Source organism: Rhodococcus sp. 008 (genome assembly GCF_001682295.1).
GTDB classification, from domain to species: Bacteria; Actinomycetota; Actinomycetes; order Mycobacteriales; family Mycobacteriaceae; genus Rhodococcus_F; species Rhodococcus_F qingshengii.
On sequence record NZ_CP012749.1, the window covers coordinates 1,673,360 to 1,689,636 of the forward strand.

General features: G+C 61.8%; 14 protein-coding genes. 9 read left to right on the forward strand and 5 right to left on the reverse strand.

Features of this window, described 5'->3' with window-relative positions; all coding sequences use genetic code 11:
* Window positions 1-4: 4 nt before the first annotated feature.
* Together AOT96_RS07980 and paaI are read left to right on the forward strand one after the other, a co-directional pair.
* Window positions 5-316, forward strand: coding sequence for an EthD family reductase (locus AOT96_RS07980; protein WP_007730606.1), 312 nt, complete (start codon window positions 5-7; stop codon window positions 314-316).
* 66 nt (window positions 317-382) lie between these two features.
* A complete protein-coding gene (gene paaI, locus AOT96_RS07985) occupies window positions 383-751 on the forward strand; it encodes a hydroxyphenylacetyl-CoA thioesterase PaaI (protein WP_047269444.1) in 369 nt (122 codons plus the stop codon).
* A 33-nt stretch (window positions 752-784) separates the two neighbouring features.
* On the opposite strand, the gene AOT96_RS07990 is transcribed toward paaI, so the two are convergent.
* Complete coding sequence (locus AOT96_RS07990) at window positions 785-2,575, reverse strand: CocE/NonD family hydrolase (RefSeq protein WP_065351540.1); 1,791 nt, start codon at window positions 2,573-2,575, stop codon at window positions 785-787.
* An 81-nt stretch (window positions 2,576-2,656) separates the two neighbouring features.
* Window positions 2,657-3,103, reverse strand: coding sequence for a cupredoxin domain-containing protein (locus tag AOT96_RS07995; RefSeq protein WP_003943263.1), 447 nt, complete (start codon window positions 3,101-3,103; stop codon window positions 2,657-2,659).
* 272 nt (window positions 3,104-3,375) lie between these two features.
* Here AOT96_RS07995 and AOT96_RS08000 point away from each other — a divergent pair, with 272 nt between their 5' ends.
* Both AOT96_RS08000 and AOT96_RS08005 read left to right on the forward strand, forming a co-directional pair.
* Entirely contained in the window at window positions 3,376-3,738 is a 363-nt protein-coding gene (locus AOT96_RS08000; RefSeq protein WP_042446474.1) for a hypothetical protein, read from the forward strand.
* A gap of 7 nt (window positions 3,739-3,745) precedes the next feature.
* Complete coding sequence (locus AOT96_RS08005; RefSeq protein ID WP_065351541.1) at window positions 3,746-4,885, forward strand: cation:proton antiporter; 1,140 nt, start codon at window positions 3,746-3,748, stop codon at window positions 4,883-4,885.
* Here the strand turns inward: AOT96_RS08005 and AOT96_RS08010 are convergent.
* Window positions 4,869-5,630 (reverse strand): DUF2127 domain-containing protein, encoded by a 762-nt coding sequence (locus AOT96_RS08010; protein ID WP_003943067.1) that lies wholly within the window; start codon window positions 5,628-5,630, stop codon window positions 4,869-4,871. The two genes, AOT96_RS08005 and AOT96_RS08010, sit on opposite strands and share 17 nt — an antisense overlap.
* Window positions 5,631-5,705: 75 nt before the next feature.
* Here AOT96_RS08010 and AOT96_RS08015 point away from each other — a divergent pair, with 75 nt between their 5' ends.
* From AOT96_RS08015 to AOT96_RS08025, 3 genes are all read left to right on the forward strand, one after another.
* Window positions 5,706-6,512 (forward strand): alpha/beta fold hydrolase, encoded by an 807-nt coding sequence (locus AOT96_RS08015; protein ID WP_065351542.1) that lies wholly within the window; start codon window positions 5,706-5,708, stop codon window positions 6,510-6,512.
* Window positions 6,513-6,630: 118 nt separating this feature from the next.
* A complete protein-coding gene (gene gabT / locus AOT96_RS08020; RefSeq protein ID WP_065351543.1) occupies window positions 6,631-8,004 on the forward strand; it encodes a 4-aminobutyrate--2-oxoglutarate transaminase in 1,374 nt (457 codons plus the stop codon).
* Complete coding sequence (locus AOT96_RS08025) at window positions 8,001-9,437, forward strand: aldehyde dehydrogenase family protein (RefSeq protein ID WP_065351544.1); 1,437 nt, start codon at window positions 8,001-8,003, stop codon at window positions 9,435-9,437. Before gabT ends, AOT96_RS08025 begins: the two co-directional genes overlap by 4 nt.
* Here the strand turns inward: AOT96_RS08025 and AOT96_RS08030 are convergent.
* Window positions 9,413-10,945 (reverse strand): PucR family transcriptional regulator, encoded by a 1,533-nt coding sequence (locus AOT96_RS08030; RefSeq protein ID WP_231917405.1) that lies wholly within the window; start codon window positions 10,943-10,945, stop codon window positions 9,413-9,415. The two genes, AOT96_RS08025 and AOT96_RS08030, sit on opposite strands and share 25 nt — an antisense overlap.
* A 178-nt stretch (window positions 10,946-11,123) precedes the next feature.
* Between AOT96_RS08030 and AOT96_RS08035 the strand changes: the two genes are divergently transcribed.
* Entirely contained in the window at window positions 11,124-12,563 is a 1,440-nt protein-coding gene (locus tag AOT96_RS08035) for an amino acid permease (RefSeq protein WP_030536080.1), read from the forward strand.
* 121 nt (window positions 12,564-12,684) lie between these two features.
* Window positions 12,685-13,809 (forward strand): GGDEF domain-containing protein, encoded by a 1,125-nt coding sequence (locus AOT96_RS08040; protein WP_231917406.1) that lies wholly within the window; start codon window positions 12,685-12,687, stop codon window positions 13,807-13,809.
* Between the two features lies 1 nt (window position 13,810).
* On the opposite strand, the gene AOT96_RS08045 is transcribed toward AOT96_RS08040, so the two are convergent.
* Entirely contained in the window at window positions 13,811-16,138 is a 2,328-nt protein-coding gene (locus AOT96_RS08045) for a putative bifunctional diguanylate cyclase/phosphodiesterase (RefSeq protein ID WP_065351547.1), read from the reverse strand.
* Window positions 16,139-16,277 lie beyond the last annotated feature (139 nt).

Here is a 16,277-nt window from a genome sequence, read left to right on the forward strand (position 1 = left end):
GCACATGACCTATCGAGTAGCAGTGTGTTACGGACGCCCCACCGATCCGGAGGCTTTCGACAAGTACTACAACGAGATCCACGTCCCGCTCGCCAGCGCAGTGCCAGGGCTCTCGGACTTCACGTTCAGCAAGTGCTCGACGCTGGACGGCTCCGATCCAGTCTTCTATGCCGTCGCCAACCTCGAGTTTCCCGATCTCGAGACTATGCAGAGCGGCCTGAAGTCCCCGGAGATGGGCGCCGCTGGAAAAGATGTCGCAAACTTTGCCACCGGCACGGTCGACATGTATGTCCAGGAAGTTGTCTCGGTCCTCTAGACCCCTGCAATTTCCCGATCACACAGGAGTTGTCTCGTGAGTACAGGAAGCATCACCGCCAGAGAGATGTTCGACGCGGACCAGGCATCGCAGGCACTCGGTATCGAGATTTCCGAGCTGGCGCCCGGTAGCGCAACCGTGACCGTCACCGTGGGCGAAACCATGGTGAACGGTCACGGAATCACACACGGCGGTTATGTTTTCCTGCTCGCGGACACCGCGTTTGCGCTCGCCTGCAACGGCTACGAGGATTCAGCCGTTGCAGCGCGCGCGGACATCAGATTTCTGCGTCCGACCCGTCTGGGCGACACCTTGACCGCGGTCGCCACCGAGAAGGCTCGAGGCGGCCGAAGTGGGATCTACGACGTGACCGTTCGCAATGGCGACGCCGTCGTGGCCGAGTTCCGCGGCGACAGTCGAACCATCACCCGCTGAAATTCAGCCCACGGTGTATCAGCCCACGGTGTATCAGCCCACGACGGGAAGTTCGAGGGGGCCGGAACCGTCGGCAAAGATCGTCACCGGCACACCTTGCAGTCCCCCACGGAAACTGATGTCGCCACCGGTGATCGCGAGACGCACGGAATGCCCTGGCTCGAATCGATGCACTATCGCCGGCATCGTCACCGGCACCGGCTGCGACGGATCACTGATGCGTATGGGTGCGATGAGTCCGTTGATCAGCGAGGAAGTTCCGTCCGGAGCCACGTCGTAGAGTTTCGCGAACACCACCGGCTGTCCGGGCGCCGCAACACGCAGCGTCACAGTGGGGGCTCCCACCACGTCCATCGCCTCGGTCATCGGCGCAGTGGTCCAGAGCGCCTCGGTTCCCGGAATCTGTGCATTCGGAATGTTTCCGGCCGGATTGATATTGAGTGGCTCTACGCCCGTCGGCAGCCCAGCCGGTGCGGTGACGATCGTCTTCGAACCCGGTATCATCGGCGTGCCGTCCGGTAGCAGTCCCCCGTCAGCGGACAGATGGAAGGCGCGAGCGGTCCCGACATCGACGGTGTCGGACGTCGCGTAGGCCGGTGCCGCGTTTCCCTCGTAGTCGATCCAGTTGCGGAAATACGCGAATTCCGGGCCGGTCTCCGTGTTCTCGTCCTTGAGGTAGTGATCGAACCAGTCCATGAAGCGACCGGTCTCGTACTGGGTATCCTCGTCGGGTGCGGAGAAGCTGAACTCGCCCGGCGCAGCGGCCAAGTGGCTGTGCCCCCACGAATGCCAAATCATCTTGGCATCGACGCCACGATCCTTCAGCGCGTCGTAAGTCGCGGTTGCCTCGTTCAGATCGAACAGGGTGTCCTGTTGCCCCTGAGCAAGCAGTACCGGAATGTTGATCCGGTCGACGAACGACGAGACCGACGACGCTCGGAGCTCACTCACTACTTGCGGTCCGATATCGCCGGTCACCACTGCCTCGGCGATCGCGTTGCACATGTAAGGGACGTAGTTCGGGCAGCCGGGTAGCCGTGCGGGATCTGCGATGTAACCGTCCACACCGGGATTCGCGATGCCCGCGCCGAAGAGCAGCGATGCAAAGAGCACCTTCGCTGCTCCCGGCTCCGCAGTCGACACTCCGGAGATGGTCCCGGTGCTGTTGGGCGCCAGAGAATACGAGAGATCGTTCCAGGTGATCATGGGGATGATGGTGTCGATGCGGGGATCGACACTCGCGGCGGCGAATTGAATGCCGCCGCCGTAAGAGCCACCCGTCATTCCGACCCGCGGGTCGTTCGTCGACGGTGCACCGGTGTGATCGACGGAGTCCTGAACGACCGTGGTGAGCGCCGGATAGGGCTGCGTCAGAGCCTGATCCGTGAAGGCAATCCCTTCTTGGCCGCCGAGGAAGCTGACCAACTGGGAAGCGGCGACACCGTCGTATGCGGGAGAGTCGAGTGTGATCTTGCAACTCGTGCCGCCGAAACCCAATCCCGAATACGTCAGTCCGACATACCCGTTCTCGGCGAAGTTCTGCAGGGCAGGAATCTGGTCCTTGTACGAACCGCCGAACCCGTTGGTGGTCAGGATCGCGGGAGCTGGGTTGTCAGCGTCGACACCATCGGGAACAAAGAGTTCACCGACGACGGTGCACGGCGTCGAGAGTTCAGGCCCGACATCGACCGAGAAGTACAGCAGCTGTGACGAATACGAGCCGTTCGGTGAATCCGCGAGCGCCGGCGGCGAAAAGCCGAGGGCGCAAACCACGAGCGTGACGACACTGATCGCAATTCTCCGGCGCACCTGAAAACCGTACACCCGGATCTGTTCTCCACCAGCTCAATCCGGCGCGTGCCGCCAACGTTTTCTCGCGAAAGTCACGCCAGACCGGGCCGACCTCTACTTGACCGTCAAGGTGCCGTGCATGCTCGGGTGGTAGGTGCAGTGGAACGTGTACGTTCCAGGCTCGTTCGGCACCGTGATGGTTTCCGTCTCACCCGCTTCGATGTCCTCGTTGAACAACCCCGCGGTATCGGACGTGACCGAGTGCTCGACGGTGTCGTTGTTCTGAATGGTCAGTACCTGTCCGGGCATCACCGACTCCGGCGTCGAGTATTCGAAACCGCTGATCACGATTCCCATCGACGACGCTCCCGGCGTCGACATACCCAGAGGCATGCTCGGCATCGACATACTGGTCGGCATGCTGGTCATCGGCATACTGGTCATCGCCATGCCGTCGTGATCGGCCGAATCGTTGTCCGACGAATCGTTGTTGTCACTGCACGCGGTCAGTGCGAACACCGCCAGGATCAGCGCTGCGAGCACTGCGAGAATCCGCTTCATTGCTTCGCCTCCTGCTCGTTCCCCCGCAGTCTGCTGATTACCCGCCGCCTAAGGGGCCAAACAGCTCCGATGTGGTGCCTGCGGCGCTGATAGTGCACGATTTCTGCACCAGCTCCACTCGCGGACCGACACTGAAGGAAACAGCACAGATGGCCAAGAGCAAAACGTCGAAGGCAGCCCAGCCGAAGGCGTCGAAGGCAGCGCAGCCGAAGGCTCCCAAGACAGCAGAGCCGAAGGTAGCCGAGAAGGCTCCCGCCGTTCTCTGGAAGGACCTGCCGGACGAGCACGACTACCCGGCGGCCCGCGATTACCTCCAGTTGGGCGCGACGCCGGTTCAGGTCCAAGCTCTCGTGTACGCCCTCAAGACGGCGACGCTGGTCTCGAAGAAGGCCAAAGACATCCTGCGGGCTGCTGGGCTCCCTCTGCTTCCGGTCGACAACCCACACGTGGCTGCCGACCTGTTGAAGATCCGCAAGGGGATCGCGCTGTCGCCGATCCTGCTGGTGCAGGGAGACTTCCGCGCCGGAGTACCGGCGCAGATCGCCGACGGCTACCACCGTGTCTGTGCGAGCTACCACGTGGACGAGAACACCGCCATCCCCGCGAAGATCGCACCCTCGACAGTTAACTCGTAGGTCGTCGATGACCTTCGGCATCCTTGCCCTCGTCGCGCTGGCCGGCATTCTCGGCCCGCTGCTCGGCGCTCGCGTCAGCTGGCATGTCCCCGTGGTGGTCGGCGAACTTGCCGCGGGCGTCGTCTTCGGTGTCACCGGTTTCGGGCTGCTCGACTCTTCGGACCAGACTTTCACGTTCCTGGCCGATATCGGATTCGCGCTCACGATGATGGTGGCCGGCTCACACGTCCCGGTTCGCGATCCGGCAGTCCGTGCGGCAATCGGCAAGGGTGCCGTTCGCTCGGTTGTCGTCGGACTTCTGTCGGTTGTTGCCGGCTACGGTGCGGCGACGGCATTCGGCACCGGTCATGCCGCGCTGTACGCGGTCCTGATCGCGTCGTCGTCCGCGGCGTTGATTCTCCCCATCGTCGATTCGCTGGGGCTCGGTGGAACCTCGGTTCTGCAGATGACTGCCCAGGTCGCGATCGCGGACACCGTCTGCATTGTTGCGCTGCCTTTGGTGATCGATCCGGACAATGCCCCTCGTGCCGGTGTCGGCGCACTGGCTGTGGCGGCGTGTGCGGTTGCCTTGTTCTTCGTACTGCGAGCCTTCCACCGGTCCGGCCATTGGCGAAGGCTCCACAAATTCTCGGAGAAACGAAAGTTTGCACTCGAACTCCGGATCAATCTGGTGATCCTCTTTTCTCTGGCAGCGCTGGCGTCGAGCACTCACGTGTCGATCATGCTCGCGGGCTTCGCCTTCGGGCTCGTTCTTGCCGCGATCGGTGAACCCCGCCGCCTCGCCAAACAGCTCTTCGCCATCACCGACGGCTTCTTCGCTCCCCTCTTCTTCGTCTGGTTGGGAGCGGCGATCAATCTGCGCGACCTCGTCACCCATCCGTCCGCCATCTGGCTCGGATTGGTCTTGGGCGGAGCAACTCTCGTGGTTCACGCCGCGATACGCGCCCTCGGTCTCCCGCTCCCTCTCGGCGTGCTGTCCGCCGCACAACTGGGAGTACCGGTTGCCGCAGTTACGGTGGGCACTCAATTGGGGGTGATGGGCGACGGTGAACCCGCAGCCATCCTCCTCGCCGCCATGATCACGATCGGTGCAGCAACGCTGGCGGGTGCTGCCACGTCGAAAGCTGGTCTCACGAAGCCTGCTTGACCGCGGCCCTCTCCACCGTCAGCAAGCTCTCCTCCGAATGTTCGGCGTGATACGCCGCGCCGCCGCCGCGGACACCGAAGAGTCGCTTGCTCCAGATCAGCCACACGACGGCAGCGATGTTCACCAGCAGCAACCCGGCCCTCAACCACGTGATCTTCTCGGTCAATTCGTAGATTTCGAGGGGCAGGAACAAGCTGGTCGCCACCACCGCGAAGTACTCGCCCCAGCGTTCGACCATCCACAGGCCGACTGCCTCGATCACTTGAAGGCCGGCGTAGACCAACAGCCCGACTGCGATCCAGGTGAGCGTCGTAGCGGACAACGAAAACGCCTGCTCGATGTGATGGACCAGTTTGGAATCGTCGATGTTCCAGCCCAATTGACGGGCAAGTGGCCTGATCAACGGCAATTCGTTCTCGAAGGCGTCCTCGGCGCGACCCTTCGACGATCTCAGTTCGAACACACCGATCGCCAGAAGAACCAACCCCAGAGCGCGGAACATTCTCTCGGTGGCGAGAAGTCGCATGATCAACCGGTCGCGAAGCAGCCGTCCCCGCGGAACCTCGGGGGCGGCGTCCGCCGGTCCCGATGCTCGGGGCGCTCCCGGGACGAAGTTGCCGCAACGTAGGCACCGCCACGCCTGACCCACCGCAGTATCCACATGTAGTCGATCCCGCAGTTCAGGTTCGTCCGGAGCGTAGGTCTCGTGACCGTGCCAACTGCACGAGCGCAATGCGAAGTCCACGGGTGAACTCTATGCCGCATATGCCCGGTAGCGTGGATACCCGCTGACCGTGCACTTCGAACGATGAGGATTCCGATGACAACCACCAAGATCGAAACCCGGCATGGCGTCATGGCAGTCGACGACAGTGCCACCGACGGATTTCCGGTTGTCTTCATCCACGGGAACTCGGCCAGCCGCTCCATCTTCCGTCATCAGGTCGACGCCGACTGGGCCGGCGACTACCGCATGATCACTCTGGACCTACTCGGCCACGGCGACTCCGAGGACGCGAGCGATCCCGAAACCGCATACACGCAGAACGGTTACGCCGACGCCATCGTCGATGTTCTGACCGAACTCGGCGTCGAAAGAGCCGTTGTCGTCGGCTGGTCGCTCGGCGGACACATCGCTCTCGAGTTGACCGCGAAATTCCCCGGGCTCACCGGAATCGTCATCACCGGTACGCCGCCGGCAAATCCCGAGACGCTCGGCGACGCCTTCAATGCCGGCGACGGATTGTCCATCGGCGGCACCGAGGTCATCACCGCGCAAGAAGCCGAACTCTACGCACGAATGACCGCCGTTCCCTTCGAGCAGGCTGCCCTCGACGCCGCGATACGCACGGACGGACGCGCTCGCAAGATCATGTTCGACGCATTCGGCGCCGGCCGCGAATCGGATCAGAAGGCTCTGGTTGCAACGGCGTCTGTGCTTCTCGCGGTGATCGACGGCGCCGAGGACCCGTTCGTGAACACGTCGTATGTCGCGTCGTTGACCTTCGCGAATCTCTGGGAGGGCACGTATCACGTGATTCCCGGTGTGGGGCATGCAGCGTTCTGGGAAGCCCCTGAGGTGTACAACCCACTGTTGCAACGATTCCTCGGCAGTTTCGCACAGTAACCTGCTGGACAACCTGCTGGACGCGGCGTCCTATGAGATAGAAGCCACTCGACAATCCGGCCATGTCCGGATCATTCATCGCCGTCCTACAGTTCGGAAAACGACTGGAGGCACTGCGATGACCATTCTCGAGCACGGCACGGAAACGTGCATCGGTGGACCGACCCTTCCCCAGATACGACGCCTCGTCACCGAAGTGCCCGGCCCCAACTCGCGCGCTTTGGCAAAGCGCCGGAGCGCCGCACTGCCGGCCGGGCTGACCAGCGGATCCAGCATTTACGTTGCCGCAGCGGGCGGAGGAGTTGTCGTCGACGTCGACGACAACTCGTTCATCGACTTCGGCAGCGGCATCGCCGTGACCACCGTCGGAAACAGTGCGCCGCGCGTGGTCGAACGCACCACGCGCCAGCTCGGTCAGTTCACCCATACGTGTTTCCTCGCAAACCCCTACGAGGGGTACCTCGAGGTCTGCGAAGCGCTCAACCGCCTGACCCCGGGAGATCACGAGAAGCGAACAGCGCTGTTCAACACCGGCAGCGAAGCGCTCGAGAACGCCGTGAAATACGCACGTGCCGCCACCGGTCGCCCGGCAGTTGTCGTCTTCGACCACGCATTCCACGGTCGCACGTTGATGACCATGACGATGACAGCCAAGAACCAGCCGTACAAGGCCACATTCGGCCCGTTCGCACCAGAGGTCTACCGGGTTCCGATGGCATACCCCTACCGTTGGCCGAGCGGCCCCGAAAACGCGGCCGACGAAGCATTCGCCCAGTTCCGTCTTGCGATCGACACTCAGATCGGCGCCGAATCGGTAGCCGCTGTGGTCGTGGAACCGATTCAGGGTGAGGGCGGTTTCATCGTTCCCGCTCCGGGATTCCTGAAGCGAATCTCGGAATTCTGCCGTGAGCGCGGCATTCTCGTCGTCGCGGACGAGGTCCAGACCGGTATCGCACGAACCGGGGCCTGGTTCGCCAGCGAGAGTGAGGACTTCGTCCCCGACATCATCACAACCGCAAAAGGTCTCGCCGGCGGAATGCCACTCGCCGCCGTGACCGGCCGTGCCGACGTCATGGACGCCGCGCATCCCGGTGGTATCGGCGGTACGTACAGCGGCAATCCCGTTGCCTGCGAGGCCGCCCTGGCAGTTTTCGAGACGATCGAGATGGAAGGGCTCCTCGACCGCGCCAAGGACATCGGCGACATTCTGACCACAGGTTTGTCCGAAATCGCTTCGGACACAGACATAATCGGCGACATTCGTGGACGCGGCGCCATGATTGCAATCGAACTCGTCCACGACGAGGACAAGGCTCCGAATCGCGAGGCCGTCGCCCAGATCGTCAGCTACGCCCACGCGCACGGTCTCCTTCTGCTCACCGCCGGCACCTATGGAAACGTCGTCCGTTTCCTCCCGCCGCTGAGCATCTCCGACGAGTTGCTGACCGAAGGACTCGGTATTCTTCGCGACGCTGTGGCCGCAGTCCGATGAGCGTCGCAGTGCGCAGCTTGATCGGCGGAGCTTGGGTCACGGGCAGCGACGGCACACTGACGGACACCAACCCGGCCCGTCCCGACGAGGTTGTCGCCACCGGAGGCCGCGCCGGTGCCTCCGAAATGGCGACCGGTGTTCGCGTCGCCCGCATCGCCGCGAATGACTGGGCCCGCCTGCCGATGTCCGCACGCGGCGCATACCTCACTCGCGCAGCGGAAATCATCGAATCCAACGCTGAGGCCTGGGGCGAAGAACTCACCCGCGAAGAAGGGAAAACGCTGGCCGAGGGTATCGGAGAGGTGCGCCGCGCAGCGCAGATTCTGCGTTACTACGGCAACGCCGCCGACCGCGAGACCGGAACGGTGTATTCCTCCCCACGTAGCAGCGAGCAGATTCTCGTCACTCGCAAACCTCTCGGCGTGGTAGGCGTCGTCACGCCGTTCAACTTCCCGATCGCGATCCCGGCATGGAAGATTGCGCCTGCCTTGGTGTACGGAAACACCGTCGTCTGGAAACCGGCTGCCGCGGTGCCCCTTCTGGCCTTCCGTCTCGCGCAGGCACTGAGCGAAGCGGGCCTACCCGACGGAGTCCTGAACATGATCCTCGCCGACAGCGCGGCCGGTGAAGCGCTGGTCGATCACCCGGACCTCGACGCCGTCACCTTCACCGGTTCCACCGGCGTCGGCCGAAAGATCGCGGGATCTGCTGCGGCGCGCGGAGTTCCGGTACAGGCGGAAATGGGTGGAAAGAACGCAGCCGTCGTACTTGCCGACGCAGATCTCGAGCTTGCGGTCGAGCAGGTGATGCTGGGCGCATTTCGGTCAACCGGCCAGAAATGCACGGCCACTTCACGTCTGGTGCTCCATGAATCCATCGCCGAGGAATTCCTGGCCAGGCTGACCGTTGAAGTCAAGCAACTGAGAGTCGGAGATCCACTCGATCCCGACGTCACGACAGGTCCCGTGGTCAGCGCATACGCGCAGCAGTCGATCATCGAGGGGATCAATCGAGCCGTCGACGGCGGCGCCAGGGTTGTGGCCACCGCCGAAGCGCCGCAGTCGGGCTACTACGTCCAACCGACAGTGCTGGAACTACCGTCGAGCACCGAACTGTGGTTCGAGGAACTCTTCGGCCCGGTACTGGCGGTGCAGCGGGCAGCAACAACCGCAGACGCATTCCGCTTGGCGAACGAGGGCGAATTCGGTTTGTCCGCAGCATTGTTCACGCAAGACCTGACCAGTGCACTGGCCGGTATCGACGATCTGGACGTGGGGATCCTGCACGTGAATTCGGAATCGGCGGGCGCTGATCCCCACGTACCTTTCGGCGGCGCGAAGAGGAGTGGATACGGACCCAAGGAACAAGGCGACGCGGCGCGAGAGTTCTTCACTCACACCACCACCGTCTATCTCAGGGGCGGCCGAGCGTGATCTGAATTCGATTCCGCCTGCAGCAGTTCACGAGCTTTGAGTGCGATCCACAACTCGGACCGGGTGTGGGCGGAATCGAGATCTCTCCCGATCAACTCGGCAGCCTTGTCCATGCGGTTACGCAGCGTGTGCCGGTGAACACCCAATTGCGCTGCAGCGGATTCCCATTGACCATTGTGGTGCAGGAACGCTTCGATCGAGTCCACCAGACGGGAACCGTTCTCGGCGTCGTAGCCTTCCAGCACACCGAGACCGCCGGCCGCGATCGACTGCAGAACTTCGCTCGACTGCACACTCAACAAGAGACTGAAAGTCCCGAGTTCCGAGAACGGAACGAGTGTGTGTCCTTCGACCTGCCCCACTTTGGCAGCAGAGACGGCCTCGCGCAGACTGGCCGCAACACCGCTAATCGGCCGGACGCCACCGATTCCACCGTTGATACTCCGGCGTGAATTCTCCCGTACTCTCGCATACACACTGCGCGTGACCTTCTCCGCAACTTCACTTTTCACGACGAACCACACACCGGTTCCGTCAGTCAGCGGGGCCAACAGGTACGGCACCGACTCTTCTTCCAGGGCCGCTGAAGTGATGTCGGTGGCCGCAAGCAAAGGTCCGACATCGGTCAAGGCGGTTGCCACCACCGTGGTTTCGGATTCGAATCCGAAGTACCGCAACAGACTTTCGTCGACGTCACCGCCGGCCTGGCGCACCATCGTCGTAACGGCCAACCTCAGCCGCTGTTCGGCATCGACAACCCGCAACGGCTTGGCAAGCTCGATGGTCAACAGCGACACCGTGTGGCCCACCAACAATCGCTCGGACTGATCCAAGGCGGCCTCGGACGCCACGGCCAGCGTGCCGCTCACAGCAAGGCGGTGAATGGCCAGGTGGCCGTCGTCGTCCACCACGATCCGGCTGCGCTCCTTACCTGATCGCTCCCTGATGCGTTCGGGCAGAGACGAACTCGCACCTTCCGTCAGAGCCAGCACCGCGCCGTCCCGATCGAGAACACAGACTGCTGCGTGAACGGCTCGACCCAGGGCAGTGATCAGAGCCGGCACCCCGTCGAGCAGGGCACGCGCCAACTTCTCCTGCGCGTCGACCACCGCCTGCACCGTTCGTATCTGGTCGGCGGTCAGTTCGTCGATCACGGCCCGCGAAATGGCGATGAACGGCGTCTCCTTGGCGACGGAAAGCACGGCAAAACCCAGTTCGTCGCCGGCCCTGATGATCGCGTCCGGCACCCTCTCGTGCACGGTGCCGGTGTCGAACGCCAGTGCCACCGCACCGGTCTGCGCGATGCGCTCGACGTACTCGTATTGCTTTGTCGCCGAACGCGGAAGGTGCAGCCCCGTCGTCATGACAAGCTCTCCACCGGCGAGCCAACGGGTCGGATCCTGCAATTCGATTGCGTGCGCCCAGCTGATCGACAGATCCACGTCGTCGTGACCGGCAACGATCGTGAGGCCGAGCGAGGTGGTGGCCGCCAGGCGCCGGACAGTCATCGGCATTACCGGAACCTCCGAAGACATTGAACAGAAAGGCAGTGGATAAATGGGCAGTGGACAGAACTGACAGTTTCCAGTTCAGATTTGTACATCAAGTCCATGTTCTGGATCACACGATGAGCTTAGCGTCTCTCCGAAAGAACTGATCGCGTCATGCAATAGGAGCTGAGCCCAGATGCCCGACAGCAGCACCGAAACAGCCGAAGCCGCCAGCGTTCATTCGACACTCAAAACAGGCTTGAAGAAGCGCCACCTGACCATGCTTTCCATGGGCGGCGTCATCGGCGCCGGTTTCTTCGTCGGGCTGAGCGGAATCATCAACCAGGCCGGCCCCGGCGCAGTCATCACGTGCGCGATCTGCGGCATCATCGTGTTCCTGGTGATGCGCATGCTCGGCGAAATGGCCGTGGCCAAGCCGTGTACGGGATCGTTCACCGAATACGCCCGCATGGCGTTGGGCGACTGGGCGGGTTTCACCACTGGCTGGCTCTACTGGTATTTCTGGGTGATCGTCGTCGGCATCGAATCCGTCGTCGGAGCAACCTTGCTCTCCCGGTGGATCCATGGTGTCCCGCTCTGGCTCATGTCAGCGGTACTCCTGTTGGTGATGACCGGGGTCAATCTTCTCTCCGTCAGCAACTTCGGCGAGGCTGAATACTGGTTTGCGGGTATCAAGGTCGCCGTCATCATCGGCTTCATCGTGCTCGGCAGTCTGTTCGTCTTCGGCATCTGGCCCGGCAGTGAAGTCGATTTCAGCAATCTGACCGGCCACGGAGGATTTCTGCCGAACGGCTTCACCCCCGTACTGGTGGGCGTTGTCGCCGTGATCTTCTCCATGACCGGAGCCGAGCTGGTCACGATCGCCGCAGCGGAATCCGCCGAACCTGCCGGAGCGATCAGGCGGGCCACGAACACGGTCGTCTTCCGCATTCTCGCCTTCTTCGTTGTCGCCACCTTCCTCCTCGTGACGATGCTGCCGTGGGATTCGTTCGTCGTCGGCGATTCTCCGTTCATCTCCGCACTCGACCTGCTCGGAATTCCCGGCGCCGCCGACATTCTCAATCTCGTGGTTCTGGTCGCGGTGCTGTCCTGCCTCAATTCCGGCCTGTACACGGCGTCACGGATGCTCTTCGCACTCTCCGTCTACAACGACGCGCCGGCCTGGATGACACGGACCAACAGCCGCGGCGTGCCGGTGAAGGGCGTACTCGCCTGCACTGTGGCCGGGTACTTCTGTATCGCGGCCGGCTACATCTGGCCGGATACGATTTTCTTGTTCCTCGTGAATTCGTCGGGCGCAATCTGCTTGTTCGTTTACATCCTGATCTGTGTATCCGAACTACGCCTCCGACGCCGATGGGAACGCGAAAGCCCCGAGATTCTGAAATTCCGTGTCTGGTTGTATCCCGGCCTGCCGATAGTGGTCACTGGTCTGATTCTCGTGATCCTGGTGGGAATGGGTCTCAACGAACCCACGCGCGCGGAATTCGTCCAAAGCCTGGTCGCGCTGGGGGTCATCCTCGCCGCTTACGGCGTGAGAAAGTCTCGTACGCGAAAAGTCGGATCGTTCGCGACCGCCTCGAACAACGCACACAGCAGTTCGAAGAAGGCTTGAAACAAGCATCGAGTAAGCGCTCGACTCGATAATTGAACCTCTTCCCCGAAAAGAGCCGATCCGATGGAAGCGGTCGAACATAGATTTTCTCTTTACCTAAATTCAAGGCAAAATGGACAGCATGCCGAGCCCTGTCATCACCTCCGAGGGGCACAGTTCTTGGCGAACACTTCACGAATGGTTGAACGAACCACACGACTACGAGTGGATAAAGCACCAGAGATCCGGCCGGGCAATCATTCCGATCTTCCGAACCTTGCTCGGAATGATGACGATCATCTTCGGACTGTCCGCTTTCTACAAATTGATCGGTCCGGATACGCCGCCGACCACCCCCGGCAAAGCTCTTTCGATTTTCATGATCTGTACGTGTGTGGGAATCGCCGCATGCTGGTTCACACAACCGTTTCCCGGACGCCGGGGGTTGCTTGCATTCGGAATATTCGCAGATCTCGGGATCGCGGCTGCCGTCCTCCTGGTGCCGGATCGCTCGTCCGGGACGTTCGGTTGCATCGTCTTCGCGGTCACCGGAACCTTTGCGACGCTTTTTGTCAGCGCAAAGTGGCTTGTCGCTCATGTCGTTTGGTCGACGACCGTCACGACCACCGTTTTCGTTCTTGCATATCTGGAAGGCGACGTCGATATCACGACGCTTCTGGCCCGCGGCACCGTTCTTTTCGGAGCTGTCACACTCGTTCCCATTTTTGCGCACCTGACTTGGCGCACTCTCTACCGCGATGCCCAGTATTCGGACCGGGATCCCCTCACTGGACTGTTCAACCGTCGGGGACTGGAAGGGGCAGTCGGCGATCTCTTCGATAGCGCCCGAGACGATTCTTCATCTCTCGCCTTCATCGTCGTCGATATCGACAAATTCAAAACAGTGAATGATCTTCACGGTCATGCCGAAGGCGATCATGTCATCAGGAGAACCGCGAACCGATTGAGCACACATCTCGGCGAACGCGGAGTCATCGCTCGAACCGGCGGGGAAGAATACCTGGCCGTCATCGCCGGCGATCCCGAATCGACAACCCTGTTGATCGAAGGGATAAACGCGGCGCTGTCGGATTGTTCCGACGCGATCCCCACAACGGTGAGCGTCGGAGCGGTGATGATGACCGCCGAATCGAAGGCGTGGAGCGGCGGTGCTTCCGCAATCCTGGCGGCGACAAATGTCGCGGATTCGATGATGTATCAAGCGAAAGCGGCAGGCGGTAATACGATCCGCTCGGCTCAGATCTGATTCACAGCCACGTAAGTGGGTGGACGCTGCGCCCAGTTTCCGTGTCCGTCGCGGCAAGATACACATCGACGCGCTCAGCGGTCAGAGCCTTGCTGATGTGGTAACCCTGGACCAGGTCACACCCGACCCACTGGACGCGGCGGAACTGCTCGATGGTCTCCACGCCCTCGGCCAACGATTTCATACCGAGGGCCGCGGCCAATTCGACAATGGACTTCACCACGGACATCTTCGGATCGTCCGAGTCGGTGACCAGCATGCGATCGATCTTGAGAACGTCGATTGGAAGTCTCTGGAGCGTGGCAAAGGACGAATAGCCGGTGCCGAAATCGTCGAGTGCGACGGTGACCCCGAGCTCACGCAGCTTGTAGAGATCCCGGATCGCGCGATCGTCCACAACACCTGTCTCGGTGATTTCGAGCTGCAGCAGTTGCGGAGGCAAGCCCGAATCCGTCAGCGCTTTCTTCACCATCGCACCGAACTCTCGCGACACCAACTGCACTGGTGAAACGTTGACCGAGACGCCAATTCCGGTCGGCCACCCCGCAGCAGCGGCGGTCGCCATCGCCATTGCCTGCGCGCCGAGGGGAATGATCATTCCGGTTTCCTCCGCCACCGAGATGAACTGGCTGGGCCCGATGAGGCCGCGGCTGGGATGGTTCCACCGAAGAAGAGCCTCGAAGGCCACCACTTCACCGGTCTGAGTGTCGACCTGAGGCTGGTAATGGAGATCGAACTGCCCTTCCTCGATCCCTCTGTCCAGCTCGTGCAACGCCGTCGCCCGCGCCGATGCCCTCGCCCGCAGCAGCGGTGAGAACTTACCCACTCGATTGCGTCCCGTCGACTTCGCCTCGTACAGAGCCAGATCCGCCAGCATCACCAATCCGTCGGCGTCCGTCGAATCCTCGGGCGCGCTCGAGTAGCCGATCGTAGCCCGCACTTCGATCCGATTGCCTTCGACGAAGAATGGTTCGTGCAGCACTTCCAGGTACCGATCGAAGATCACACCGGGATCGTCGCGCGAAGACGTACAGACGATCAGCCCGAATTCGTCACCGCCCATCCGCGAGCACATGTCCGAACCGATCACGTCGCGAAGGCGTTTCGTGACTTCGAGAAGTAATTGGTCCCCGATCGGATGGCCAAGGGTGTCGTTCACCGATTTGAAGTTGTCGAGGTCGAGAATCCCGACGAGAACCTGCTTCTCCGGCACGCGGGAATCGATCGCTTCCTCGAGCGCCACTCCGAACGCACGACGGTTCGGCAACCCGGTCAACGAGTCGGTGGCCGCAAGGCGAAGGATCTCCTGCTCGTGGACATACCTCTCCGTGATGTCGGAACCGACACCGCGCCAACCCAGAATCGCGCCGGATTCGAGGACCCGTGGATTGCCGGAAAGAGACCACCAGCGTCGCCTACCGTCGACATGCACCGGCACGACAGTGTCCCGGAAGGGAGCACTCGATTCGAGTTTGTCGATCATCTGGGCCGCGGCCGCACGCCCCTCCGGACTCGATGCGATCTGGAGTCTGGTGAGGAGTTGTCCGAAGGTGAGTTGCTGCAACTCGTCCACCGTCATACCTGCGACCTCGGCGAGACGTGCCGAGGTGTGGGAGAACCGGCCGTTGGTGTCGCACTCCCACAGCCAGTCGCGGGAACCGCCCTCGAAACCGTCGAGCAACAACGCCACAGTCTGACGCTCTGATTCCGCCTGAAACTCTGCGAGACAACGTCTCTGGAAAGAGGCCGACAGATAGACCGCCCCTACGGAGAGCGCAAACATGTAGATGCACAACTGAATCGCAAGTATTCGAAAGTGGGGTTCGGCGTGGACGACGAGAACAGTGAAGACGCCGAGGCCGTGAATGTAGATCCAGGTCAGGCTCACCGACCTCAGACCCGAGAACGTCACGGTCCCGGCGCCCATGATTCCGGCCATCGTCGCGATCAGAACCAAGTCGCGGAAGACGTCCATGTCGTGAAACAGCAGAGCGAAAAGTGTGACGTCGAGGGTCGCGACAACGATCACCTCGACGAGCAGACCCACGTAGTCGTAGCGCGGGGTGTGCTTCGACGGCCGCCAGCGAAGGGGAATCCATACTCGGATCGAATTCGCGAGGACGAGAAAGATGAGGGCGCCACCCAACCACCTGAGCGTCTGACGTCCGGGCGGGACGGTGTAGGTCAGAATCACGACCAAACTCGCCATGTACGCAAGATTGGCGAACGGCGCGACGGCTGCAGCTTCGTCTATCTGACGGCGAAACAGGCTGTTGCAGTCGGCCTCCGAAGCAGGATCTTGCCTGCCCAATCGACTCGGACGGCTCATCAGCGAGGCATCCCGACATCTGCGCAGGCGCCATCAGCGGGCGTCGAATCCGCTCGCCTGGCCATCCGAACCTCCCCTGGCTCCCCACCGAACCCTTATCCGGTGAAACGTCAGTGTTTCAGACTCGCTGCTTGTTTCC